23 protein-coding genes are annotated in these 23,338 nt (G+C 59.5%); 7 read left to right on the forward strand and 16 right to left on the reverse strand.

Annotated features, from left to right (window positions below):
* A partial coding sequence (locus AC1DSG_RS12010; RefSeq protein ID WP_477791064.1) for an MFS transporter occupies positions 1–540 on the forward strand: 540 nt, incomplete at its 5' end.
* Positions 541–548: 8 nt separating this feature from the next.
* Here the strand turns inward: AC1DSG_RS12010 and AC1DSG_RS12015 are convergent.
* From AC1DSG_RS12015 to AC1DSG_RS12025, 3 genes are all read right to left on the reverse strand, one after another.
* On the reverse strand, positions 549–719 hold the full coding sequence (locus AC1DSG_RS12015; protein ID WP_007947681.1) for a hypothetical protein: 171 nt from the start codon (positions 717–719) through the stop codon (positions 549–551).
* A 149-nt stretch (positions 720–868) separates the two neighbouring features.
* Complete coding sequence (locus AC1DSG_RS12020) at positions 869–1,882, reverse strand: zinc-binding alcohol dehydrogenase family protein (RefSeq protein ID WP_477791065.1); 1,014 nt, start codon at positions 1,880–1,882, stop codon at positions 869–871.
* Between the two features lie 224 nt (positions 1,883–2,106).
* On the reverse strand, positions 2,107–2,400 hold the full coding sequence (locus AC1DSG_RS12025) for a putative quinol monooxygenase (RefSeq protein ID WP_477791066.1): 294 nt from the start codon (positions 2,398–2,400) through the stop codon (positions 2,107–2,109).
* Between the two features lie 118 nt (positions 2,401–2,518).
* Here AC1DSG_RS12025 and AC1DSG_RS12030 point away from each other — a divergent pair, with 118 nt between their 5' ends.
* Positions 2,519–3,448, forward strand: coding sequence for a LysR family transcriptional regulator (locus AC1DSG_RS12030; RefSeq protein ID WP_477791067.1), 930 nt, complete (start codon positions 2,519–2,521; stop codon positions 3,446–3,448).
* Positions 3,449–3,764: 316 nt separating this feature from the next.
* Positions 3,765–4,499 carry an ArsR/SmtB family transcription factor gene (locus AC1DSG_RS12035; protein WP_477791068.1) on the forward strand — a complete coding sequence of 245 codons (735 nt, stop codon included), beginning with the start codon at positions 3,765–3,767 and terminating at the stop codon, positions 4,497–4,499.
* 133 nt (positions 4,500–4,632) lie between these two features.
* On the opposite strand, the gene AC1DSG_RS12040 is transcribed toward AC1DSG_RS12035, so the two are convergent.
* The 3 genes from AC1DSG_RS12040 to AC1DSG_RS12050 form a co-directional block, all read right to left on the reverse strand.
* Entirely contained in the window at positions 4,633–5,586 is a 954-nt protein-coding gene (locus AC1DSG_RS12040) for an adenosine deaminase (RefSeq protein ID WP_477791069.1), read from the reverse strand.
* 82 nt (positions 5,587–5,668) lie between these two features.
* A complete protein-coding gene (locus AC1DSG_RS12045; RefSeq protein WP_477791070.1) occupies positions 5,669–6,634 on the reverse strand; it encodes a 2-oxoglutarate and iron-dependent oxygenase domain-containing protein in 966 nt (321 codons plus the stop codon).
* Between the two features lie 136 nt (positions 6,635–6,770).
* Positions 6,771–7,853 (reverse strand): BMP family ABC transporter substrate-binding protein, encoded by a 1,083-nt coding sequence (locus AC1DSG_RS12050; RefSeq protein ID WP_477791071.1) that lies wholly within the window; start codon positions 7,851–7,853, stop codon positions 6,771–6,773.
* Between the two features lie 242 nt (positions 7,854–8,095).
* Between AC1DSG_RS12050 and AC1DSG_RS12055 the strand changes: the two genes are divergently transcribed.
* Entirely contained in the window at positions 8,096–9,184 is a 1,089-nt protein-coding gene (locus tag AC1DSG_RS12055) for a calcium:cation antiporter (protein WP_477791072.1), read from the forward strand.
* A 126-nt stretch (positions 9,185–9,310) separates the two neighbouring features.
* Here AC1DSG_RS12055 and AC1DSG_RS12060 read toward each other — a convergent pair whose 3' ends face one another.
* The 3 genes from AC1DSG_RS12060 to AC1DSG_RS12070 form a co-directional block, all read right to left on the reverse strand.
* On the reverse strand, positions 9,311–10,669 hold the full coding sequence (locus AC1DSG_RS12060) for an 8-oxoguanine deaminase (RefSeq protein WP_477791073.1): 1,359 nt from the start codon (positions 10,667–10,669) through the stop codon (positions 9,311–9,313).
* Positions 10,670–10,819: 150 nt separating this feature from the next.
* A complete protein-coding gene (locus AC1DSG_RS12065; protein WP_477791074.1) occupies positions 10,820–11,506 on the reverse strand; it encodes an SDR family oxidoreductase in 687 nt (228 codons plus the stop codon).
* Positions 11,507–11,530: 24 nt separating this feature from the next.
* Positions 11,531–11,881 (reverse strand): MerR family transcriptional regulator, encoded by a 351-nt coding sequence (locus AC1DSG_RS12070; RefSeq protein WP_477791075.1) that lies wholly within the window; start codon positions 11,879–11,881, stop codon positions 11,531–11,533.
* A gap of 82 nt (positions 11,882–11,963) precedes the next feature.
* On the opposite strand from AC1DSG_RS12070, the gene AC1DSG_RS12075 reads away from it, so the two are divergent.
* Complete coding sequence (locus tag AC1DSG_RS12075; RefSeq protein WP_477791076.1) at positions 11,964–12,404, forward strand: hypothetical protein; 441 nt, start codon at positions 11,964–11,966, stop codon at positions 12,402–12,404.
* A gap of 40 nt (positions 12,405–12,444) precedes the next feature.
* Here AC1DSG_RS12075 and AC1DSG_RS12080 read toward each other — a convergent pair whose 3' ends face one another.
* From AC1DSG_RS12080 to AC1DSG_RS12110, 7 genes are all read right to left on the reverse strand, one after another.
* The gene (locus AC1DSG_RS12080; RefSeq protein WP_477791077.1) at positions 12,445–13,371 is read right to left on the reverse strand and encodes an ABC transporter permease; all 927 of its coding nucleotides are present in this window, start codon (positions 13,369–13,371) and stop codon (positions 12,445–12,447) included.
* Positions 13,371–14,474 (reverse strand): ABC transporter permease, encoded by a 1,104-nt coding sequence (locus AC1DSG_RS12085; RefSeq protein WP_477791078.1) that lies wholly within the window; start codon positions 14,472–14,474, stop codon positions 13,371–13,373. The genes AC1DSG_RS12080 and AC1DSG_RS12085 overlap by 1 nt, the downstream gene beginning before the upstream one ends.
* A gap of 11 nt (positions 14,475–14,485) precedes the next feature.
* Positions 14,486–16,051: an ABC transporter ATP-binding protein gene (locus AC1DSG_RS12090; RefSeq protein WP_477791079.1), complete on the reverse strand. Its 1,566-nt coding sequence runs from the start codon at positions 16,049–16,051 to the stop codon at positions 14,486–14,488.
* Between the two features lie 532 nt (positions 16,052–16,583).
* Positions 16,584–17,165 carry an IMPACT family protein gene (locus tag AC1DSG_RS12095; RefSeq protein WP_477791080.1) on the reverse strand — a complete coding sequence of 194 codons (582 nt, stop codon included), beginning with the start codon at positions 17,163–17,165 and terminating at the stop codon, positions 16,584–16,586.
* Between the two features lie 7 nt (positions 17,166–17,172).
* Positions 17,173–17,823, reverse strand: coding sequence for a TetR/AcrR family transcriptional regulator (locus tag AC1DSG_RS12100; RefSeq protein WP_477791081.1), 651 nt, complete (start codon positions 17,821–17,823; stop codon positions 17,173–17,175).
* A gap of 86 nt (positions 17,824–17,909) precedes the next feature.
* A complete protein-coding gene (locus AC1DSG_RS12105) occupies positions 17,910–19,304 on the reverse strand; it encodes a uracil-xanthine permease family protein (protein WP_477791082.1) in 1,395 nt (464 codons plus the stop codon).
* 134 nt (positions 19,305–19,438) lie between these two features.
* Positions 19,439–20,359 (reverse strand): LysR family transcriptional regulator, encoded by a 921-nt coding sequence (locus AC1DSG_RS12110; RefSeq protein WP_477791083.1) that lies wholly within the window; start codon positions 20,357–20,359, stop codon positions 19,439–19,441.
* Positions 20,360–20,483: 124 nt separating this feature from the next.
* Between AC1DSG_RS12110 and aptA the strand changes: the two genes are divergently transcribed.
* Both aptA and AC1DSG_RS12120 read left to right on the forward strand, forming a co-directional pair.
* A complete protein-coding gene (gene aptA, locus AC1DSG_RS12115) occupies positions 20,484–21,833 on the forward strand; it encodes an omega-aminotransferase AptA (RefSeq protein ID WP_477791084.1) in 1,350 nt (449 codons plus the stop codon).
* A gap of 65 nt (positions 21,834–21,898) precedes the next feature.
* A partial coding sequence (locus AC1DSG_RS12120; RefSeq protein WP_477791085.1) for a CoA-acylating methylmalonate-semialdehyde dehydrogenase occupies positions 21,899–23,338 on the forward strand: 1,440 nt, incomplete at its 3' end.

The following is a 23,338-nucleotide window of genomic DNA, read 5'->3' on the forward strand; positions in this document are numbered from 1 at the left end:
GCCGGGATGTTTGCCTACATCGCCGGCTCACCGTTCGTGTTCATCAAGCTTTACGGTGTACCGGCCGAGCACTTCGGCTGGCTGTTTGGCACTAACGCGGCGGGGTTCATTCTGGTGGCGCAAGTCAACGCACGATTGCTCGCCAAGCGTGGCCCGGCGTTCTTGCTGGCACGTGCCGTGTGGGTCTATCTGGTCGCCGGCCTGACACTGCTCGCCGTCAGTGCGCTGCGCCCCGAGCATCTATGGCCGTTGCTGATTCCGCTGTTTATTTGTATCTCCAGCCTCGGCTGTATCCTTCCCAACGCGTCGGCGTGTGCGATGAACGGGCAGGGCGCGCGCGCCGGCAGTGCATCGGCGATGCTCGGATGCCTGCAATTCACTGTCGCGGCCGGTGCCGCTGCGCTGGTCGGTGTTTTACACGATGGCAGCGCCATGCCGATGGCGATGGTCATCAGCTTGTGCGGAGTGTTGGTGGTGAGCATGGCGATGCTCACCCGGCGCTTGCAAACTGCCCGGGCGTTGGCGCAAGCCCAGGTCTGAGGGCGGATTCAGCCAGCAGCGCGCTGCTGGTGACCGGGAATTTGATGGGGGGCGTACAGGCGTGCTTCGAGTGTTCGGGTAAAGGCCAGTGCTTCGGCTTCGCTGCGGAATGTCACGGCAAGTTGGTCCAGACGGACCTGCCACTGAGACTTAGCCACTTCTTTTATCAGGATCTTCATTGCTGATCTCTCCTCTCGTAAAAGCTGCTACGTAAAGTTTATGCCGCAGAGGATTCGATTGTAGACCTGAATACGATCGCTATTGTGACAGCGGTCAACTGTCAGACTGACGGTGTCGTCCAATCTGAACGACACTGTTTCATCTTGTTTCAGAATCCTTCCAGCACAATTTTTCCCTTGGCTTTGCCACTCTCCAGCAGCGCATGCGCACGGCGCAGGTTGGCCGCGTTGATGGTGCCGAAGTGCTCGCCAACCGTGGTTTTCAGCGTACCGGCGTCGATCAGCCCGGCGATACGGTTGAGCAAGTGGTGTTGCTCGATCATGTCCGCGGTTTCGAACAGCGAGCGGGTGTACATGAACTCCCAGTGCAGCGACAGGCTCTTGCGTTTGAGCTTGGTCACGTCCAGCGACTTGGGATCATCGATCAACGCCAGCTTGCCTTGCGGCGCCAGCGCCTCGACCAATTGGTCCAGGTGATGATCGGTTTGGGTCAGGCTGGCGACATGGGTCACGGTGTCCAAACCGGCACGCTTGAGTTCCTCGCTCAGCGGTTGACTGTGATCGATCACCAGGTCGGCGCCCAGTTCACGTACCCAGCTCTGGGTTTGTGGACGGGAGGCGGTGCCGATGACATTGAGCCCGGTGAGCTGACTGGCCAGTTGCGTGAGGATCGACCCCACCCCGCCGGCCGCGCCGACGATCAGCAGGCGCTGGCCTTCATCGGTGTTGCTTTCGCGCACCTGCAGGCGCTCAAACAGCAACTCCCAAGCGGTGATGGCGGTCAGCGGCAGCGCGGCGGCTTCGGCGAAACCGAGGGTTTTGGGCATGTGGCCAACGATGCGCTCATCCACCACATGGCGTTCGCTGTTACCCCCCGCGCGGGCAATGGAGCCTGCGTAAAAGACCTTGTCGCCGACCTTGAACAAGGTCACTTCGCTACCGACAGCTTTGACCACGCCGGCCACGTCCCAACCCAGCACCTTGGCCACGCCTTCTTCAGGCTGGACGTTCTGGCGGACCTTGGTGTCGACCGGGTTGACCGAGATGGCTTTGACGTCCACCAACAGGTCGCGCGGGCCGGCAACCGGTTCTGGCAGCTCGATGTCTTGCAGGGATTGTTCGTCGCTGATCGGCAACGAGTTGTAGTAAGCAATGGCTTTCATCTAAGGAACTCCGAAAGGTAATAGAAGAAGGGGAGGCCTGATAACGATCAATCAAGAGACGACACAATCCGTAGCAGCTGGCGAAGCCTGCGTYCGGCTGCGAAGCWGTCGTAAATCCTGTACRCGCGGATTTCCTGAAWCRCCGCATMGYCTGATTTTACGACWGCTTCGCAGCCGGACGCAGGCTTCGCCAGCTGCTACAAAGTGCGCGTCGGCGGTAGGGATCAGGCCACGGTACGCAGGCGCTTGAGGTCGAAGTGTTCGAGAAAATCGCCGGCCTTGGCCCGGAAGTTCTGAATGTGGGCGCTGGCGTCATGCGCTTGCAGGGCTTCGTCGCTGCTCCACTGCTCGATCATGTAAAAGGCCTGCGGGTTGGCCAGGTCCTGATGCAGGTCGTATTGGCCGCAACCGGCCTCGGCGCGGGTCGGTTCCAGCAGCGCGCGCAGGTGCTGTTCAAGGGCGTCTTGTTGGCCAGCTTTGGCGATGAGGGTGGCGATGGCGGTAAATGGCTGGGACATGGACGACTCCGGGAATGTGATTAATTCGATGGGGCAGATGATTGGCTATTTCGCAGCAAGATAAAACCCGCTAAAAGAGCAGTCTCTTTCAATATTTTTTTGATAATCGAGGCTGAAGATGCTGCGTTTCGATGACTTGCAGTTGTTCGTCCGGGCTGCGGACCTGGGGAGCCTGTCGGCGGCGGCGCGGGTGATGGACATGTCGGCGGCGGTGGCCAGTGCGGCCTTGAAGCGCATCGAACAGCAACTCGGCGCGCGTTTGCTCGCACGCTCCACCCGCAGCCTGCGCCTGACGGCCGAAGGCGAGGGTTTTCTGGAATATGCCCGGGCGGCCCTGAGTAACCTTGATGAGGGGCGCCGATTGCTGGCCAGTGGACAGGACCAGGTTAGCGGGATTTTGCAGCTGTCCGCGCCGTCGGATTTTGGCCGCAATCTGTTGCTGCCGTGGCTGGACGAGTTTCAGCGTGAGCACCCGAAACTGACCGTGCGGTTATTGCTGGGTGACCGGATCGCCGACCTGTTTCGCCAACCGGTCGACATCGCCCTGCGCTATGGCGAACCGGAAGACTCAAGTCTGGTGGCGTTGCCCATCGCCCCGCAGAACCGCCGGGTGCTGTGCGCCGCGCCGAGTTACCTCGCCAGACAGGGCGAGCCCCGGCAGCTGGAGCAACTGGCTCAGCACAATTGTTTATTGTTCATGCTGGGCGGCCGGGTCCACGATCACTGGAGTTTTCACGACGGCAAACGTGAAGTCGGCCTGACCGTCAGCGGAGACCGTTTCAGTGACGATGCCGATGTGGTGCGTTTGTGGGCCGTTGCAGGCGCTGGGATCGCTTACAAGTCCTGGCTCGATGTTGCCGCCGATGTGCTCGCCGGGCGGCTGAAAGTGCTGATGCCAGAACTGCTCTGTGAGCGCGCACCTCTGAATTTGCTGTGCGCCCATCGCGCACAATTGAGTAAGCCTGTGAACCTGTTACGGGAAATGCTTGCCAGCCGATGCGCTCATTTAAGCAGCCAATTTCCGACGATATCGGGCATCGATCATTAGTCGCAGGTAAATAGCGAAATTTCTGTCAGGAACTATCAGCACCCACGGTTTCCCAAGGGCAGGATCCGGCGGTCAACCCGCTTATACTAGCGCCCGCCTCATGTGCGCACCGTCGATCTCGCGATGACGAGTCCGCGTTCCGGCCGGCCTGGCCCATGCTCAATCACCCGACCTTCGCCCTGGCTGCGAAGCCTTGGCATCGGGGCGTGGTGGGCTTTGCCCGGCTTATGGCGGTTTCCGCGGCTTGGCCGACGACACATTACTGGTCAAGATATCTCTGAGCAGCAGACGAAACGATTCAACAGGGAGTGAATACATGGAACATGCACCTTGCATCAGCCAGATCGCCACGTTGCTGGCTGACCCAAAGCGCAGCGCAATGTTGTGGGCATTGATGGACGGCACGGCGCGGCAAACTGAAGAGCTGGCATTGTTGGCCGGCCTGTCACCCTCTTCGGCCAGCGCACACCTGGGGCGATTGTCCACAGGCGGTCTGTTGAAAGTTGAAATCCGCGGGCGAAAGCGATTTTTCCGCCTGGCGGCCCCCGAGATCGGCGCGGCCATCGAGGCATTGGCCAGCGCGACCCTGGCCAGTACGCCCCAAGAGGTCCCAGATGTTTTCAAACGCCCCAACCCCATCGCCAAACCTCAGACGGCGCCTTCGTCACTGCTGCGAGCCAGGCTGTGCGACGATCATCTGGGCGGCACCCTGGCCGCCGACCTTTACCAGCGGTTGCTGGATGCAGGTTGGATCGAACAGATCGATCAGCGGGTCGTGATTACCCACAAAGGGTCCACGCAACTGGCGACACGTGGCGTGTTCATTCAGGCGCTGGCCCATCGCAACAGCCGGGTGGCCTGCGCCTGTCCCGACTGGAGCGAAAGGCGCCCGCACATGGGCGGCTCACTGGGCGCGGCCCTGTTGCAGCTGTTCATGCAATCGGGCTGGTTGAGCCTGCCCAATGAATCCCGAGCCTTGCAGGTCACTGCCGCGGGGCAGCGTGAAATCCATCGCTTCGCCAAGGAAACCGAGCTGGAAATGGCGCTTTAGGAATGAAGCAACATCCAATTAAAAATGTGGGAGCGAGCCTGCTCGCGATGAGGCCATCACATTCAACATCACTGTTGACTGATAGTCCGCTATCGCGAGCAGGCTCGCTCCCACAAGGGTAATGCGGTGTGGCTTATGGCTTGACCAGTCTGGAATCCAGGCTGTTTTGTGCCAGGCGTTTGGCCTGATCCTGGGTCATGCCCAAATCGGTGTACAGCGCATGGAAGTTCTCGGTCACGTAACCGCCGAAGTACGCCGGGTCATCGGAGTTCACGGTCACTTTCACGCCACGCTCAAGCATGTCGAGGATGTTGTGTTGGGACATGTGATCGAACACGCAAAGTTTGGTGTTCGACAATGGGCACACCGTCAGCGGGATCTGCTCGTCGATGATCCGCTGCATCAAACGCTCGTCTTCGATGGCGCGTACGCCATGGTCGATGCGCTGGATTTTCAACAGGTCGAGGGCTTCCCAGATGTATTCGGGCGGGCCTTCTTCACCGGCGTGGGCGACGGTCAGGAAGCCTTCGTGACGGGCACGGTCAAACACGCGCTGGAACTTGCTCGGCGGGTGTCCCATTTCCGAACTGTCCAGGCCCACGGCCACAAACGCATCGCGGAACGGCAGCGCCTGATCGAGGGTTTTCTGTGCTTCTTCTTCGCTCAAGTGGCGCAGGAAGCTCAGGATCAAACCGCTGGTGATGCCCAGTTGCTGCTCGCCGTCCTTCAAGGCGGCCGCGATACCATTGAGCACCACTTCGAACGGTACGCCACGGTCAGTGTGGGTTTGCGGGTCGAAGAACGGTTCGGTGTGAATCACGTTCTGCGCCTTGCAACGCAACAGGTACGCCCAGGTCAGGTCGTAGAAATCCTGCGAAGTGCGCAACACGTCGGCGCCCTGGTAATACAGGTCGAGAAATTCTTGCAGGTTGTTGAAGGCGTACGCCTTGCGCAGGGTTTCGACGTCGCTCCACGGCAGGGCGATCTTATTGCGTTCAGCCAGGGCAAACAGCAGCTCAGGCTCCAGCGAGCCTTCGAGGTGCAAATGCAATTCTGCCTTGGGCAGGGCGTTCAGCCAGTCGTACATAATCTTTTCTCATCAGGTGCAGATGGCGAGCATTCTACAGATGCTCGTAGAAACAATTTGCAAAACCTGACCAGCCGGTTCATCACACCGCTTCCTGTTCCCGTCGATAGGCGTAGGTATCGGCGAAGCGCGAGAGCAAAAAATCAGCGCAGGTGGTGGCCGGGTATTTCGCCGGGTGCAGTTCATCCTGACAACCGGGCAGGCATTCGATGCGTGTGTCGGGGTGCGGCTCGGCAAAGAACGGCATCGAATAACGATCCACACCCAACGGGCTGATGACCCGGTGCGGTGTCGACAGGTAACGGTCGTTGCTCCAGCGCGCCATCATATCGCCGAGGTTGACCACGAACGTCCCTTCAATCGGCGGCGCGTCGATCCATTCGCCTTTTACGTTTCGTACTTGCAGGCCGCCAGTTGCGTCTTGATACAGCAGGGTGATGCAGCCGTAATCGGTGTGGGCGCCGGCGCCTTGTTGTTCGGCGGAACTGGCGGTGTGGCGTGGTGGGTAATGGATCATCCGCAGGACACTGACCGGCTCGTTGAAACGGGTGTCGAAAAAGTCTCGCTCAATGCCCAGTGCCAACGTCATCGCGCGCAACAGGGTTTGGGCGAGGGCCTGCATGTCGAGGTAGTGCTGCTCCATCAGCGCTTCCCAGCCGGGCAGCGACGGATGACGGTTAGGGCCGCGCAAGGGTTTTTCCGCCAGCACGTCGGGATGATCGGCCGACAGGTGCAGGCCCATGTCGAAGGTTTCCTTCAGGTCACTGGGCTTGCTTGGGTCCAGTTGCTCGGTGGCGATGGCGCCGTAGCCGCGATGGTGGCGGGTTTGGGTGATATCGATCTTGAGCTTTTCGGCGGTGGGTTGGGCGAAGAAGCGTTGGGTGTGGTCGAGCACGGCGTCGATGCGTTCCGCGGAAATCGGGTGACCCTTGATGTAGAAGAAGCCCCATTCGCGGCAGGCGTGGTCGATTTTACTGGCCACGGATTGCCAGGCGGTTTGGTCATCGCTGTAGAGCGGGGCGATGTCGATGATCGGGAGTTGGTTCATTTCGTAGACTCTATATTGATCGTTCCCAYGCTCTGCGTGGGAATGCCTCATTGGACGCTCTGCGTCCGCTCTTGGGACGCGGAGCGTCCCGGGCTGCATTCCCACGCAGAGCATGGGAACGATCATGGAAGGTAGGTTACTTCGGAATATCGGCCTTCATGCCCTCAACGTAGTAGTTCATCGACGCCAGGTCCGCATTGCTTGCCATCGCGCCCGCCGCAAACTTCTCGACACCGGCCTGATCCTTGATCGGCCCGGTGAAGGGGTGGAACGCGCCGCTCTTGATGTCCGCAATGATCTGCTCGGCTTCGGCTTTCACCGGCGCTGGAACCAGATCACTGATCGGCAGTTCAACCGTGCCTTCTTTCAAGCCGCCCCAGTAATCCTGTGATTTCCAGGAGTGATCAAGCTCGCTTTGGGTCGCTTGAATGTAGTGCGGGCCCCAGTCGTTGACGATGGACGTCAGCACCGCTTTCGGGCCGAAGTGCGCCATGTCCGACGCATAGCCGACGGCATACACGCCGCGTCGTTCAGCTGCCTGGATCGGCGCCGGGCTGTCGGTGTGCTGGAACACCACGTCCACGCCCTGATCGATCAGCGCGTTGGCGGCGTCGGCTTCCTTGCCCGGATCGAACCACGAGTTGACCCACACCACCTTGATCTCGGTGCCGGGGTTGTATTTGTTCAAGGCCAGTTGAATGGCGTTGATGTCGCGGATCACTTCCGGGATCGGGAAGGAGGCGACATAGCCGATTTTTTTGGTCTTGGTCATCTTCGCCGCCAGGAAGCCGCCGACGTAGCGACCCTCATAGGTGCGCGCCAGATAGGTGCCGAGGTTCTTGTCCTGCTTGTAGCCGGTGGCGTGTTCGAAGGTCACTTTGGGGAATTGTTTCGCCACTTTCAGGGTCGGGTTCATGTAGCCGAAGGAGGTGGTGAAGATCAGGTCGTAATTGTCCTTGGCCATGTTGCGGATCACCCGCTCGGCGTCGGCGCCTTCGGCGACATTCYCCACATAGTTGGTGGTGATCTGGTCGCCGAATTTTTCGGCCAGCGCCTTGCGCCCTTGTTCATGCTGATACGTCCAGCCGTGGTCACCGATCGGACCGATGTAGACGAAGCCGACTTTCAGCGGGTCGGCGGCGCTGGCGGTCAGGCTGGTGCTCAGGCCGATGGCTGCGGCGACGACGATAAGCAGCTTCTGCAACGGACGTTTATGCATGAATTCCAACTCCATTTTGTTTTGAGGTTGCAAAGGCCAATGCAAATTGCTGACCAACAAGACAACAAACGGCTTGGGACCGTGTCACGGCCATCGCGAGCAGGCCAGTGCGGCCAATAAAAGTGCATGGCCGTGCACAGCTGCCATCCACTGGTGCGCTAAGGTGTAACGAAACGTTAGCGCCGCACCGCAGTCAGTAGCTCATCGCACTGCTTTCGCTCCACTGCGCAAAAAGGCCCGCAATGCTCACACTCCTCAAGCAAGAAATATTTCTGTTGCTGGCCGTGCTAGCTGCCGTCGTCGCGTACCCGCTTGAGCACTGGATGCTCCACAGCGGCCAACCCGTAGCGCTGGCCGCCGGCCTGGTGTTGATCGCGTTCATCGTCGCCGCCTCCATGCGCGTCGCCCATCATGCCGAGTTGCTAGCGGAAAAAGTCGGCGATCCTTACGGCACGATGATCCTGACGTTGGCAGCGGTGCTGGTGGAAGTGGTGATCCTGGCGATCATGATGAGCAACGAAGCCTCGTCTACCCTGGTGCGCGACACGATTTACTCGGCGGTGATGCTCGACATCAACGGCATCCTCGGCCTCGCCGCATTGATGGGCGGGCTCAAGCACGGCGAACAGTCCTACAACGATGATTCGGCGCGCAGCTACAGCGTGATGATCCTCACCGCCATGGGCGTGTCGATGGTAGTGCCGGAGTTCATTCCCGAGGCCAACTGGAAGATTTATTCGGGCTTCACCATCGGGGCGATGGTCGTGCTCTACGCGTTGTTCCTGCGGATGCAGGTCGGCCCGCACAGTTATTTTTTCAGCTACAGCTACCCGGAAAAACGCCGCAAAAAAACTTCGGAGGAGGAACCTGAACCGGTCAATCTGGCACTGAGTATTGGCACATTGGTATTTGGCGTGGTGGTGATCGGCGCACTGGCCGAGGTGATGTCCAAGACCCTCGATCTGGGGCTGGAAGGGACGGGCGCACCGCCGGTGATTACGGCCATTCTGGTGGCAGCCATTTCGGCGGCGCCGGAGATTCTGACCGCATTGCGCGCAGCATTGGCCAATCGCATGCAGTCGGTGGTCAACATCGCCATGGGCGCGTCGCTATCGACGGTGATCCTGACGGTGCCGGTGATGGAAGCGATGGCGCTTTACACTGGTCAGCCATTTCAAATGGCGATGACCCCGGTGCAGACGGTGATGGTCTTCCTGACCTTGATCGTCAGTGCGATCAACCTTAACGATGGCGAAACCAACGCCATCGAAGGCATGACGCATTTTGTGTTGTTTGCGACGTTCATCATGTTGTCGCTGCTCGGCCTCTGAACACAGCCTAAAACAAATGTGGAAGCGAGCCTGCTCGCGAAGAGGGAGAGTCAGTCAACAGAAATGTTGAATGACACACCGCATTCGCGAGCAGGCTCGCTCCCACAGTTTTTGATTTGTGGTGTGTCAGGTCCCGGCGATCAGCTGCCGAGCCGCCTGGCTGTGATCGGCAATCAGGCCCTTGAGGTCCAATCCTTCAACTTGGCCATCAATCACTCGCCACTTGCCGCCGACCATCACCCGATCCGCACGATCCGCACCGCACAACAACAGCGCAGACACCGGATCATGGCTACCGGAGAAGCGCAGCTCATCCAGTTTGAACAGTGCCAGATCCGCTTGCTTGCCGACTGCCAGCTYGCCGATATCGGTACGACCCAGCAGGCTTGCCGAGCCCTTGGTCGCCCAGCCCAGCACCAGTTCCGGGGTGATCTTCTCGGCGCCATAACGCAGGCGCTGAATGTAAAGCGCCTGACGGGTTTCGAGCATCATGTTCGAAGCATCGTTGGACGCCGAACCGTCCACACCCAGGCCGAGCAATGCGCCCGCAGCCGTGAGGTCCAGCGTCGGGCAGATGCCGGAAGCGAGGCGCATGTTCGAGCTTGGGCAATGGCAAATGCCGGTGCCGGCCGCGCCGAGGCGGGCGATTTCATCGGGGTTGAAATGGATGCCATGCGCCAGCCACGTACGCGGGCCGAGCCAGCCGACGCTTTCCAGATAATCCACGGTGCGCAGGCCGAAGCGTTGCAGGCAGAAGTCTTCTTCGTCGAGGGTTTCGGCCAGGTGGGTGTGTAGGCGCACGTCGAGTTTGTTGGCCAGTTCAGCACTGGCGGACATGATTTCCGGGGTCACCGAGAATGGCGAGCAAGGCGCCAGGGCGATCTGGATTTGCGCACCGGCACCGCGTTCGTGGTACTCGGCGATCAAGCGCTGGCTGTCGTCGAGAATGACTTCGCCTTCCTGCACGGTCTGCTGCGGTGGCAGGCCGCCGTCCTTTTCWCCGAGGCTCATGGAGCCGCGAGTCAGCATGGCGCGCATGCCCAGTTCGCGAACGCTTTCGACTTGCACGTCGATCGCATTTTCCAGGCCTTCGGGAAACAGGTAGTGGTGATCGGCGGCAGTGGTGCAACCGGATAGCAGCAACTCGGCCAGCGCGACTTTGGTGGCGAGGGCGAGTTTTTCCGGGGTGAGGCGGGCCCAGACGGGGTACAGGGTTTTCAGCCACGGGAACAACGGCTGATTGACCACCGGCGCCCAGGCGCGGGTCAGGGTTTGATAGAAATGGTGATGGGTGTTGATCAGCCCCGGCAGGATCACATGCTCGCGGGCATCGAAGACTTGTCCACAGGGGGCGGACGGTTGCTGACCAGCGCCGAGCACTTCGACGATCACACCGTCTTGCACAACCAGGCCGCCACGGGCATCGAGGCCATTGGCAGTGAAGATCGCGAGGGGATTTTTTAACCAGGTACGGGATGCAGGCATGTTGGCCGGCTCCTCTGAAAGTTGGGTTCAGGGTTGCCAGCTCAGTGATTACCCTGTCTGCTGATCCAGGATCGCCGCGGGGGCGAGGTGCGGAGTTTCGGACAAAACGCTGTTCCGGGCAAGCCCGGCTCCTACAGTAGGCGGTGGTGGTTACCAGGGAATGGTTTCACCTCTGTAATTCACAAAGTGATGCCCGCCCTTGCCGGTGTACGCATTCACTTGATCAACCAACCCACGGGTACTTGTTTCCACATCAATGTCCGCACCTTCACCGCCCATGTCGGTTTTCACCCAGCCTGGATGCAACGACAGCACGGTGAGTTTCTGCTCGCCCAACTGCGTAACGAAGCTGTTTGTCATCGAGTTCAGCGCCGCTTTACTGGCCTTGTACAACGCCAGTTCCGGCGCGTCCGGCATGGTCACGCTACCCAGCACCGAACTCATGAACGCCAGCACGCCGCTGTCCGGCCGGATCTGCCCGATGAAACGCTGAGCCAGGTTGATCGGTGCCACAGCGTTGGTGAAAAACAGTTGGCCGACTTCGGCCAACGTCGCGCCGCCCGGTGTTTGAACGTCCGGGCCCTTGACCCCGGCATTCACGAACAACAGATCGAACATTTCATCTTTGAGCTGTTGGCTGAGTGCGATCACCGCAGACTGATCGTCCATGTCGAGTTTCTCGATCTGCACTTCACCCAAGGCTCGCAGGGCTTCGGCGTTTTGCGGGTTACGTACGGTGGCGGTGACTTGCCAGCCGTCGGCCAGCAGGGTTTTCACCAGGCCCAGACCCAAACCCCGGGAGGCTCCGATGATGAGTGCGGTTTTTGCCTTGGACATGAGTGGCTTCCTTGAAAAAGAGGGTCACGGATTTAAAGGACAGCGCTGGCCGAGCCGTTGCTGCAATTCACTGCGCAATGCGCCCAATTCAGCCATGCGGGTTTCGATCAGTTTGAGTTTGTCTTGCAGCAATTGCGTGACGGCACTGTCTGGATCGGATGACTGCCAGATTGCCGCGACGCTGTCGCCGATTTCCCCGAGGGTAAAACCCAGTCGCTGAGCGGTTTTGATGTACTGCACCAGTTGCACCATGTCCGCTGGATAGTCGCGATAACCATTGGCGCTGCGTTGCGCCGCGATCAATCCGCGCTGCTCATAGAAACGCAGCGTATCGCGGCTGACCGCGCTGGCCTGGGCTAATTCACCGATGCGCATGGTGGTGTCTCAAGAGGGCTTGACCTTGGAGCATACTCCAGGCTTTAGCCTTGTTGCTCTTCGAATGTAGGGAGCAAGGCCGATGTGGACTTCAACGCAATATCGCCGGTTGGTGCGGGGCAGTGCCTGGTATGACTTGATCGTGACGGCGGCGTTTGTCACGCCTTGGAGTTTTGCGGTTTTGCATGGGGGGTTGGCGGGGTTGAGTCAGGCGCTGGATTTGCCTGGGGCGCTGCCGGCGTTTGAGCCGATGCAAATGCTGATGGCGAATCTGTTGGGTTCGATTGTGTGTGTCTGGGCCGTGCTACGGATTCGGGATCCGCAGCAGTTATTTGGGCGGTATGACGCGGCTGGAAGATTCCTGTTTTCGGCTTGGCAGCTTTACGCCTTGCTGCATGGTGCCAGCTCTTTGCTGGTGGTTTTCCTGTTCTTTGAATTGGCGTGGGGCGTGGCTCAGGTGTTGCCTGTTCGGCAGCCATCGCTGGCAAGCCATGCTCCTACGGGCGCATCGCCAAACCTGTAGGAGCCGAGCTTGCTCGCGATGGGGCCCGCCCGGTCAACCGCTAATGCCCGCCCTGCCACGGCTGCCCCAACGACACCGGCGCATACAACCGCGTCCGCACCGCATCCCGCGACAGCAGCACCAACACCACAATCGTCGCGACATACGGCAGCATCGCCAGCAGACTTGATGGAATCGCCAGCCCCAACCCCTGCGCCACCAAATGCAGGATGCTGGCGAGTCCGAACAGATACGCGCCCAGCAGCAAGCGCCACACCCGCCAGCTGGCAAACACCACCAGTGCCAGGGCAATCCAGCCACGTCCGGCGCTCATGTTCTCGGCCCACATCGGCGTGTACGCCAGGGACAGATACGCCCCGGCCAACCCGGCCATCGCGCCGCCAAACAACACCGCCAGCGTACGCACGCCCAACACCGGCAAGCCCATCGCGCTGGCCGCATCCGGGTTTTCGCCAACGGCCTGAATGATCAGCCCGATGCGGCTTTTCACAATCACCCACGCCACCAATGCAAACAGCACGAATGACAGGTACACCAGCAAATCCTGGGCAAACAGCATCCGCCCGATCAATGGGATCTCGCTCAAATAAGGAATCGCCACCGGTTCAAAACCCGCCAATGGTTTACCCACCCATGCGGCACCGATAAACGTCGAAAGGCCGACACCGAAGATCGTCAGCGCCAACCCGGTGGCCACCTGATTGGCGTTGAACACCAGCGCCACCAAGGCAAACAGCGACGACAACAACATCCCGGCAAGCATCGCCAACAGCACGCCGAGCCACAGGTTGCCGCTGTTCAGCGCGACGATAAAACCGATCACCGCGCCAAACAGCATCATCCCTTCCTGACCCAGGTTGAGCACGCCGCTTTTCTCGCAGATCAATTCACCCAACGCCACCAAGAGCAAAGGTGTGCCGCAGCGGATCATGGCGTAGAAAATATTGCTCAGCAGATCGATATCCATCACAGAGCTCCTGCAGGTACGGTGGCTGGCGCCCGGCGAGCCCAGCGCACGTTCAAACGCGGTCGGTAGAGAATCAGCACGTCGCTGGCCAGCAGGAAAAACAGCATCATGCCCTGGAACAATTGGGTGATGGCTTGCGGCAGGTTCATGCTCATCTGCGCACTCTCGCCGCCGATGTACAGCAGCGCCATCAACAGGCTGGAAAACAGAATGCCGATGGGATTGAGTCGTCCGAGAAACGCTACGGTGATCGCCGCATAGCCGTAGCCGGGCGAGACTTGCGGCACCAATTGGCCGATAGGCCCGGTCACTTCACACACGCCGGCCAGGCCCGCCAAACCACCGCTGATCAACAGCGCCAACCAGATCAAACGCTTCTCGCGAAACCCAACGAAACCCGCCGCACGCTTGTCCAGCCCCAGCACTTTGATCTGAAAGCCGACAAAGCTTTTCTGCAACAACACCCACACAGCGACCAATGCCAACAAGGCGAAATACACCCCGGCGTGAACCCGGCCGTCCTCTATCAATAATGGCAAACGGCTGAAATCACTGAACATCGCCGACTCCGGAAAATTGAACCCGGCCGGATCCTTCAGCGGCCCATGGACACAGAACAGCAGCAGGTTCAGGGCGATGTAATTGAGCATGATGCTGGTGAGAATTTCGTTGGCGTTGAAGCGCGTGCGCAACCATGCGGTCAGCCCGGCCCACGCCGCACCGGCCAGAGTGCCGACCAGCAGGATCAGCACCAGCGCCCAGCGACTTTGCAGGCCTATGATGTTCACGGCCAAGGCACTGCCGGCCAGCGCGCCGAGCAGTAACTGACCTTCTGCACCGATGTTCCAGATCCGCGCCTGATACGCCACCGCCAGCCCCAGCGCGCAGAGCAAAATCGGCAACGCTTTGACCAGCAATTCCGAGACGCCATACAGGTCGCTGACCGGCGCGATCAATAAAGTATGCAAGGTGAGCATTGGATCGTGACCCAATGCGATAAACAGCAATGAGCCACAGCCCAGCGTCAGCACGGCCGCCAGCAGCGGCGAGCACCACAGCATCAGGCGCGATTGCTGGCCACGGGGTTCGAGAGAAAGCAGCATGTGAAGCTCCGTCAAGCCGTTGCGGGGGCGAGTGATTGAGGGGCGTCGAACTGGCCGGCCATCCAGCCGCCGACATCGATCAGGTGCGTGTCGACGGTCGCCTTGAGCGGCGATAGTCGTCCGCCGCACAACGCGCCGAGGCGGTCGCTGATCTGGAACAATTCGTCGAGGTCTTCGGAGATCACCAGGATCGCCGCGCCGGCATCGCGCAAGGCAATAAGCGCGCGGTGAATGGTCGCGGCGGCGCCAACGTCCACGCCCCAGGTGGGGTGCGCGGCGATCAGTAATTTGGGTTGCTGGAGTATTTCCCGACCGAGGATGAACTTCTGCAAGTTGCCACCGGACAGACTGCGGGCCGGCGTCTGGGCATCGGGCGTCTTGACCCCGAAGCGACGGATGATCTCTTGGGCCAAGGCTTCGACCTTGCTGCGCTGAATCAAGCCGTTGCTGACCAAGCCTTGTTGAAAAGCCGTGAGGAGCGCGTTATCCGCCAGACTCAACTCCGGCACCGCGCCGTGACCCAGGCGTTCCGCAGGAACGAAGGCCAGGCCGAGTTTGCGTCGCGCATCCGGTCGCAAATGAGCGACCGGTTGTCCATCGAAACTGATCGTTGCGCCGTGATTGCGGGTCAGTCGTTCTTCGCCACTCAACAAGGCGAGCAACTCATCCTGACCGTTACCCGCGACCCCGGCGATGCCGACGATTTCACCACTGCGCACCTCAAGGTCGACGTCTTTCAGCGAGCAGCCGAACGGATCAGGATTTGGCCAGGACAACCGGTTGACGGTGAGAAACGCAGCGCCGCCCACCACCTTCGGATAGTCCGTAATCGCCTCGGCCGCTTCACCGACCATCAGCCGCGCCAGTTGCCGGTCCGAGCATTCGGCCGGCAGGCAATGCCCGGCCACTCGCCCGCCGCGCAACACGGTGGCGCTGTGGCACAGCGCCCGGACTTCTCCGAGCTTGTGGCTGATAAACAAAATGCTGCAGCCCTCGGCCGCGAGTCGGCGCAAGGTGACAAACAGTTCATCGGCCTCTTGCGGGGTCAGCACCGAGGTCGGTTCATCGAGAATCAAAAGACGGATGTCTTGCATCAGGCAACGAACGATTTCCACCCGTTGCCGCTCGCCAATCGACAGGCTGTGGACAAGTCGCTCTGGCTCCAGTGCCATTCCATAACGTCGGGACACTTCACGAATCTTCGGTTCGAGCTGTTTCGGTGAGCCGGCCGCCGCGCCGATGGCCAGGGCAATGTTCTGCGCCACGCTCAGTGTTTCGAACAGCGAAAAATGCTGGAACACCATACCGATCCCAAGGCCTCGGGCCTGGGCGGGGTTGCGCATCGTTACGCGCTGCCCTTGCCAAATCATCTCCCCGGAATCGGCGTGGGTGACGCCGTAGATGATTTTCATCAGCGTACTTTTACCCGCCCCGTTTTCCCCGAGCAGGGCATGGATTTCGCCAGGCGCAATGGTCAGGTCGATGGCATCGTTGGCCAGGCATCCGGGGTAGCGTTTGCTGATCTTGCGCAATTGCAGGCGGGGCGTTTGATCGGGGATCGGCACGGGGTTGGGCATGACGGACTCGGGTCGATGGGCGTGATGCCTGTGGATAAAGCAATTTCCTGGCCAAGCAGTCAGGAAAGCTGCCAGTCCGCTCTAGTACAGTCCTTGGCGGCAATGGGTTGCGACCCATCAACGGCGAATCAAGCACCACTTGAGGGCAGAGCTGTTGATCAAGCTCCTGTTTTGCTCGCTGTGACTTGGTTAAAAAACGAGCAGTTGTCTGCAAGCCATACCGGATAGGGAATCGCGACAGTCATGAACGGGTTATCCACAGATTGCTCCACAGTATTTGTGTGCAAGCTCAATGGTCGGGCATAAGCACTGTGCGGCTATCTTCTAAAGGTGATAACCCGCGCTAACTATTTGTTTTTACGTGAATTTAGTGTGGATGGTGGCAGATTGGACGAAAAGTGAACAAAGCCCGCAAACCCGCATGACAGAAGGGTTACAGGCACCTGTGCTCAGGTTATCCACAGCCGGGTGCACAGTAGATGTGGGCAAATTCCCAACGTCGACGGAATATGGGTGAGCGTTGTTGGTGCGCTCAGTGCTGCAACACAATGCGCCCGCGACTCAAGTCCGCCAGCTGCGATTGCAGGGTGCGGATCTGCACTTTGCCAATCGCTAATTGCAGTTCGACGCCGTTGGCGGTGAAGGTTTCTTCCACGACCAGACCGCCCAGTTCCGCCACACGAAGTTTCACCAGCGCGAGCTCACCAAAGGCGCAGGCGCAACTGACAGGCACTCGACTGATCAGCTCCACCTTTGGCGCCGCTTGCAGGCACTTGTTGGCGCCACCGCCATACGCCCGGGCGAGGCCGCCCGTGCCTAGTTGAATGCCGCCGTACCATCGAATCACCAGCACCGCGACCTGGTCGCAATTCTGCGCTTCGATCGCCGCGAGAATCGGCCGGCCAGCGGTGCCGCCGGGCTCGCCATCGTCGTTACTGCGGTACTGATCGCTCAGCTTCCATGCCCAGCAATTATGCGAAGCGTTCAAGTCGCTGTGTTGTTCGATGAAGGCCTGGGCGTCAGCAGGGCTTGCAATCGGCGCGGCGAAGGTGATGAAGCGGCTTTTGCGAATTTCTTCGCGGTATTCGCAAAAGTCGCTGAGGGTAAAAGGCATAAGTGTCTTAAATAGCAGGGGTCAGGCCGCAGCCCTTGAGGATGATGCGGATCAGGTTGTTGCTGGCGTCGTCGATGTCTTGCTTGGTCAGCTTGGTACGCCCGCTGACCCGGCAGATCTGGGTCGCGAAGTCGGCGTAATGCTGTGTACTGCCCCACAACAGGAAGATCAGGTTGACCGGGTCTACCGGGTCCATTTTTCCAGCATCGATCCACGCCTGAAACACAGCTGCCCGGCCCTGGAACCACGCGCGATAGTCCTGGTTGAAATACTCGGTCAGGCACTCGCCACCGCTGATCACTTCCATGGCGAAAATCCGCGAGGCTTGTGGCTGGCGTCGTGAGAACTCCATTTTGGCGCGGATATAACGGGTTAATGCCTCGGCCGGATCATCCTCTGCGGTCAGGGTGTTGAACGTGCTGTCCCACAATTCGATGATGTTGCTCAGCACCGCCACGTACAAACCGAGTTTGTTGGTGAAGTAGTAATGCAGGTTCGCCTTGGGCAACCCGGCATTCTGGGCGATGGTGTTCATGCTGGTGCCTTTGAACCCGTGACGGGCGAACTCGTCTTCGGCGGCTTTGATGATGGTCTGTTCGTTCTTCTGACGAATGCGGCTGGCTGGCTTGCCGCCATGAGCAGGGACTTCAAAGGTCATAGGCACTTCCAGTTGGGTGGGGGCGTAACCAAGTGCGTTGATAGCGCACCCACGGGTTCCAGACAAGTCCCGGTGCGATAAAACCCTTAAGCCCGCTCGACCGGGGCACTTTCCTGAGCGAGGTTGACCCTCTGCGCATCAGCCTTCGACTCTGGCAGCAACAAGCACATCAGCAATGCCGTCAAGCCGCCGCTGGTGATCGCTGAATCGAACAGGTTCTGCACCAGTTTGGGCAGCAGATGTAAGAGGGTCGGCTGCGCCGCGATGCCCAGCCCGACGCCGAACGAGGTGGCGATGATCAACATGCTGCGACGGTCCAGCGGTGCTTGCGCAAGAATGCGCACGCCAGCCGCCGCGACACTGCCGAACATCACCAGCGTTGCACCGCCAAGCACCGGTTTCGGAATTTGCTGCAGCATTGCGCCAATCAACGGAAACAGCCCGAGGCAAAACAGCACGACGCCGATGTATAAGCCAACGAAACGGCTGGCAACGCCGGTCAGTTGGATCACGCCGTTGTTCTGCGCAAACGTGGTGTTGGGGAATGCGCTGAAGGTGGCGGCGATCAGGCAACTAATGCCGTCACCGAGTACACCGCCCTTGAGACGCTTGATATAGGAGGGGCCGCTGATCGGTTGACGGGCGAGCATGCAGTTGGCGGTCAGGTCGCCGACGGTTTCGATAGTGCTGATCAGATAAATCAGCGCAACGGGCAGGAAAGCCGTCCAGTCGAAGCTGAATCCGTACTTGAACGGGATCGGAAGACTTACCAGTGGCAAATCAGGCAACGGTTGCGGGATGAGTTTTCCACTGAGATACGCCGCCACACTGCCTAGCACCAACCCGATGATGATGGCCGAGAGACGAATCCACGGTGTGTTTGAACGGTTAAGCAGAATGATCGTCAACAGCACGAACAGCCCCAGCGCCAGATTGCCCGGCGCCCCGAAATCTGCGGCGTTGAAGCCACCGCCAAGGTCGGTGATGCCAACTTTGATCAGACTGATGCCGATCAATGTTATGACAATCCCCGTAACCAGCGGCGTGATCACTCTGTGCAGTTGGCCGATGAAGCGGCTCAGGACGATCTGCACCAAGGCGCCGAAAAAACACACACCGAAGATCATCGCCAAAATGTCTTCCGGGCTGCCGCCTCGTTGCTTCACCAGGAAGCCAGCCGACAGCACCGCGCCCAAAAACGCAAAACTGGTGCCTTGCAGGCAAATCATCCCGGCACCGATGCCGAACGGCCGGCGCGCCTGAATAAAGGTACCGACGCCGGACACCATCAACGCCATGCTGATCAGGTAAGGCAAATGCGCGGTCAAGCCGAGTGCCGAGCCGATCACCAGTGGCGGGGTGATGATGCCGACGAAACTGGCGAGCACGTGTTGCAGGGCGGCGAGTATCGCGGCGAGCGGTTTCGGGCGGTCGTTGAGACCGTAGATCAAATCGCTGGGGTTTGAGGATTCTGGCTGCATGGGCGTAGGTCTTCTTTTTTGTAAGCAGGGCTGACGGGCAAGTTCATCCTGCTTTGCAAAAAGCTGTCCAAGTGCTCAGCTTATTTTCTTTTATACAGTCCGAGGTCCTTTGTTTATGGGACCTTCGTGGATTTCTAGCGTGTGGCGGCCAGGCTCTCGAGAAAGCTTTCCAGCACCAAATGGGGGCGACGGCCCTTGCGGGTGACCGATGCGAGGCTCAGGTCGTAGAAACGCGCGGTGGGTTTCAGCGCTCGCAATCTACCTTGTTGCACCCAGAGGCTGGYGTAATGATCCGGCAGGTAACCGATGTAGCGCCCGGTCAGGATCAGGAACGCCATGCCCTCACGGTCCGAAGCGCTGGCGGTGCAATTGAGCGCCTGGTAATGGGCCTGAATGTCTGCCGGCAAGCGGAAGGTTGGGGCGATGGCGTCCTGGCTATTGAGACGTTGGTCGTCGAGTTGTTTGTCATCGACGTAAAACAGCGGATGGCCAACCGCGCAGTACAGCAGTGAACGTTCGCTATAGAGCGGCTGATATTCCAGTCCCGACAACGCGCTGGCCTGCGGTACTACGCCGACATGCAAGCGGCCATCCAGCACGCCTTGTTCCACTTCATTCGGCGCGATCATGCGGATCTGAATCTGCACGTCCGGGCCGCGTTCCTTGAGTTGGGCCAGGGCGTGGGTGATGCGCATGTGGGGGAGGGTGACCAGGTTATCGGTCAGGCCGATGGTCAATTCGCCACGCAAGTGTTGATGCAGGCCGTTGACCTCGGTGCGAAAACTTTCCAGCGCACTTAATAGCTGCAAGGCCGATTGGTACACCTCGCGACCTTCTTCGGTCAGGGAAAACCCGGCACGTCCGCGTTGGCACAAACGCAAGCCGAGGCGCTGTTCCAGATCACTCATTTGCTGGCTGATGGCCGAGCGACCGATCCCCAGCACACTTTCAGCCGCAGAGAAGCCGCCGCACTCGACCACACTGCGAAAGATCCGCAGCAAGCGGATATCAAAGTCGCTGACTTGCGCCAGTGGATCGGGGCGACGAGTGCTCATAGTTTAGTATCAGCCTGACTGAACGTTAGAAAAGTTGGATTTCACCGACTTTATCTCCGTGGCAATTTAGCTGCAAGAACGCTTTTGATGTCTACGCCGCTTATTGCCCTGCGAGGTTTTGCCCATGAACTTGCCTGAAAACGCCCCGTCTTCCCTGGCCAGCCAGCTCAAGCTTGATGCTCACTGGATGCCCTATACCGCCAACCGTAACTTCCAGCGCGATCCGCGTCTGATCGTGGCGGCGGAAGGCAGCTGGCTGATCGACGACAAGGGCCGCAAAGTTTATGACTCGCTATCCGGTCTGTGGACCTGCGGCGCCGGGCACACTCGCAAGGAAATCCAGGAAGCGGTATCCAAACAACTGGGCACCCTCGATTACTCGCCAGGCTTCCAGTACGGCCATCCGCTGTCGTTCCAACTGGCTGAGAAAATCACCGACCTGACGCCGGGCAATCTGAATCACGTTTTCTTCACCGACTCCGGTTCAGAGTGCGCTGACACGGCAGTGAAAATGGTCCGCGCTTACTGGCGTCTGAAAGGCCAGGCGACCAAGACCAAAATGATCGGTCGCGCCCGTGGGTACCACGGTGTGAACATCGCCGGCACTAGCCTTGGCGGTGTGAACGGCAACCGCAAAATGTTCGGTCAGGCGATGATGGACGTTGATCACCTGCCGCACACACTGCTGGCGAGCAATGCCTATTCCCGTGGCATGCCGGAGCTGGGTGGTATCGCCCTGGCTGACGAGCTTCTGAAGTTGATCGAATTGCACGACGCGTCGAACATTGCCGCAGTATTCGTTGAGCCACTGGCCGGTTCCGCTGGCGTACTGGTTCCGCCACAGGGTTACCTCAAGCGTCTGCGCGAGATCTGCGATCAGCACAACATCCTGCTGGTGTTCGACGAAGTGATCACCGGTTTCGGCCGTACCGGCTCGATGTTCGGTGCCGACAGCTTTGGTGTGACTCCGGACCTGATGTGCATCGCCAAGCAAGTCACCAACGGCGCGATCCCGATGGGCGCAGTGATTGCCAGCTCGGAGATCTACCAGACCTTCATGAACCAGGCGACGCCTGAGTACGCAGTGGAATTCCCCCACGGCTACACCTACTCCGCACACCCGGTGGCGTGCGCCGCTGGCCTGGCAGCGCTCGACCTGCTGCAAAAGGAAAACCTGGTGCAGAGCGTGGCCGAAGTGGCACCGCATTTTGAAAATGCGCTGCACGGACTGAAAGGTTCGAAGAACATCATCGACATTCGTAACTATGGTTTGGCCGGTGCCATCCAGATCGCGCCACGTGATGGTGACGCGATCGTGCGTCCGTTCGAAGCGGGCATGGCGCTGTGGAAAGCCGGGTTCTATGTGCGCTTCGGCGGCGACACCCTGCAGTTTGGCCCAACGTTCAACAGCAAGCCGCAAGACCTTGATCGTCTGTTCGACGCGGTCGGCGAAGTGCTGAACAAGATCGACTGATTTTCTCTTCTATATAGAGGCGCCCTTTAACCGGGCGCCTGTGGACAACTTTTCAGGAGCGCTACATGAGCCTTATCCCGCATTTGATCAATGGCGAACTGGTGACCGAAGACGGTCGCACGGCCGACGTGTTCAACCCGTCTACCGGCCAGGCGATCCACAAGCTGCCATTGGCCAGCCGCGAAACCATTCAGAAAGCCATCGACTCGGCCAAGGCTGCATTCCCGGCCTGGCGCAACACACCGGCGGCCAAGCGTGCCCAAGTGATGTTCCGCTTCAAGCAACTGCTGGAGCAGAACGAAGCACGCATTGCTCAGTTGATCAGCGAAGAACACGGCAAGACCCTGGAAGATGCGGCGGGCGAATTGAAGCGTGGGATCGAGAACGTCGAGTTTGCCTGTGCCGCGCCGGAAATCCTCAAGGGCGAATACAGCCGTAACGTCGGTCCGAACATTGATGCCTGGTCGGACTTCCAGCCGTTGGGCGTGGTGGCCGGTATTACCCCGTTCAACTTCCCGGCGATGGTGCCGCTGTGGATGTATCCGCTGGCGATCGTCTGCGGCAACTGCTTTATCCTCAAACCGTCCGAGCGTGATCCAAGTTCCACGCTGCTGATCGCTCAGCTGTTGCTGGAAGCCGGTCTGCCTAAAGGCGTGCTGAACGTCGTACATGGTGACAAGGCTGCGGTGGACGCGCTGATCGAAGCGCCGGAAGTCAAAGCGCTGAGTTTTGTGGGTTCGACACCGATCGCCGAATACATCTACGCCGAAGGCACCAAGCGCGGCAAACGCGTTCAGGCACTGGGCGGCGCGAAGAACCATGCGGTGCTGATGCCGGATGCTGATCTGGATAACGCGGTCAGCGCACTGATGGGCGCGGCGTACGGTTCCTGCGGCGAGCGTTGCATGGCGATCTCGGTGGCTGTGTGCGTCGGTGACCAGGTGGCGGAGGCGCTGGTGGAAAAACTGGTACCGCAGATCAAGGCGCTGAAAATCGGAGCGGGCACTACCTGTGGTCTGGACATGGGGCCGCTGGTTACCGGTCAAGCGCGCGACAAGGTCAGCAGTTATGTAGAAGACGGCGTTTCTTCGGGCGCGACCCTGGTGGTCGACGGTCGTGGTTTGAGCGTGGCCGGTCATGAGGAAGGTTTCTTCCTGGGTGGCTGCCTGTTCGATAACGTCACACCAGAGATGCGTATCTATAAAGAAGAAATCTTCGGGCCAGTGCTGTGCGTCGTTCGGGTGAACAGTCTGGAAGAAGCGATGCAGCTGATCAACGATCACGAGTATGGTAACGGCACCTGCATCTTCACCCGTGACGGTGAAGCGGCGCGGTTGTTCTGCGATGAAATCGAAGTGGGCATGGTCGGTGTTAACGTGCCGCTGCCGGTGCCAGTGGCCTATCACAGCTTCGGTGGCTGGAAGCGTTCGCTGTTCGGCGACTTGCATGCGTATGGCCCGGATGGTGTGCGTTTCTACACCCGCCGCAAAGCCATCACCCAGCGC

The organism is Pseudomonas sp. P5_A12 (genome assembly GCF_056400685.1).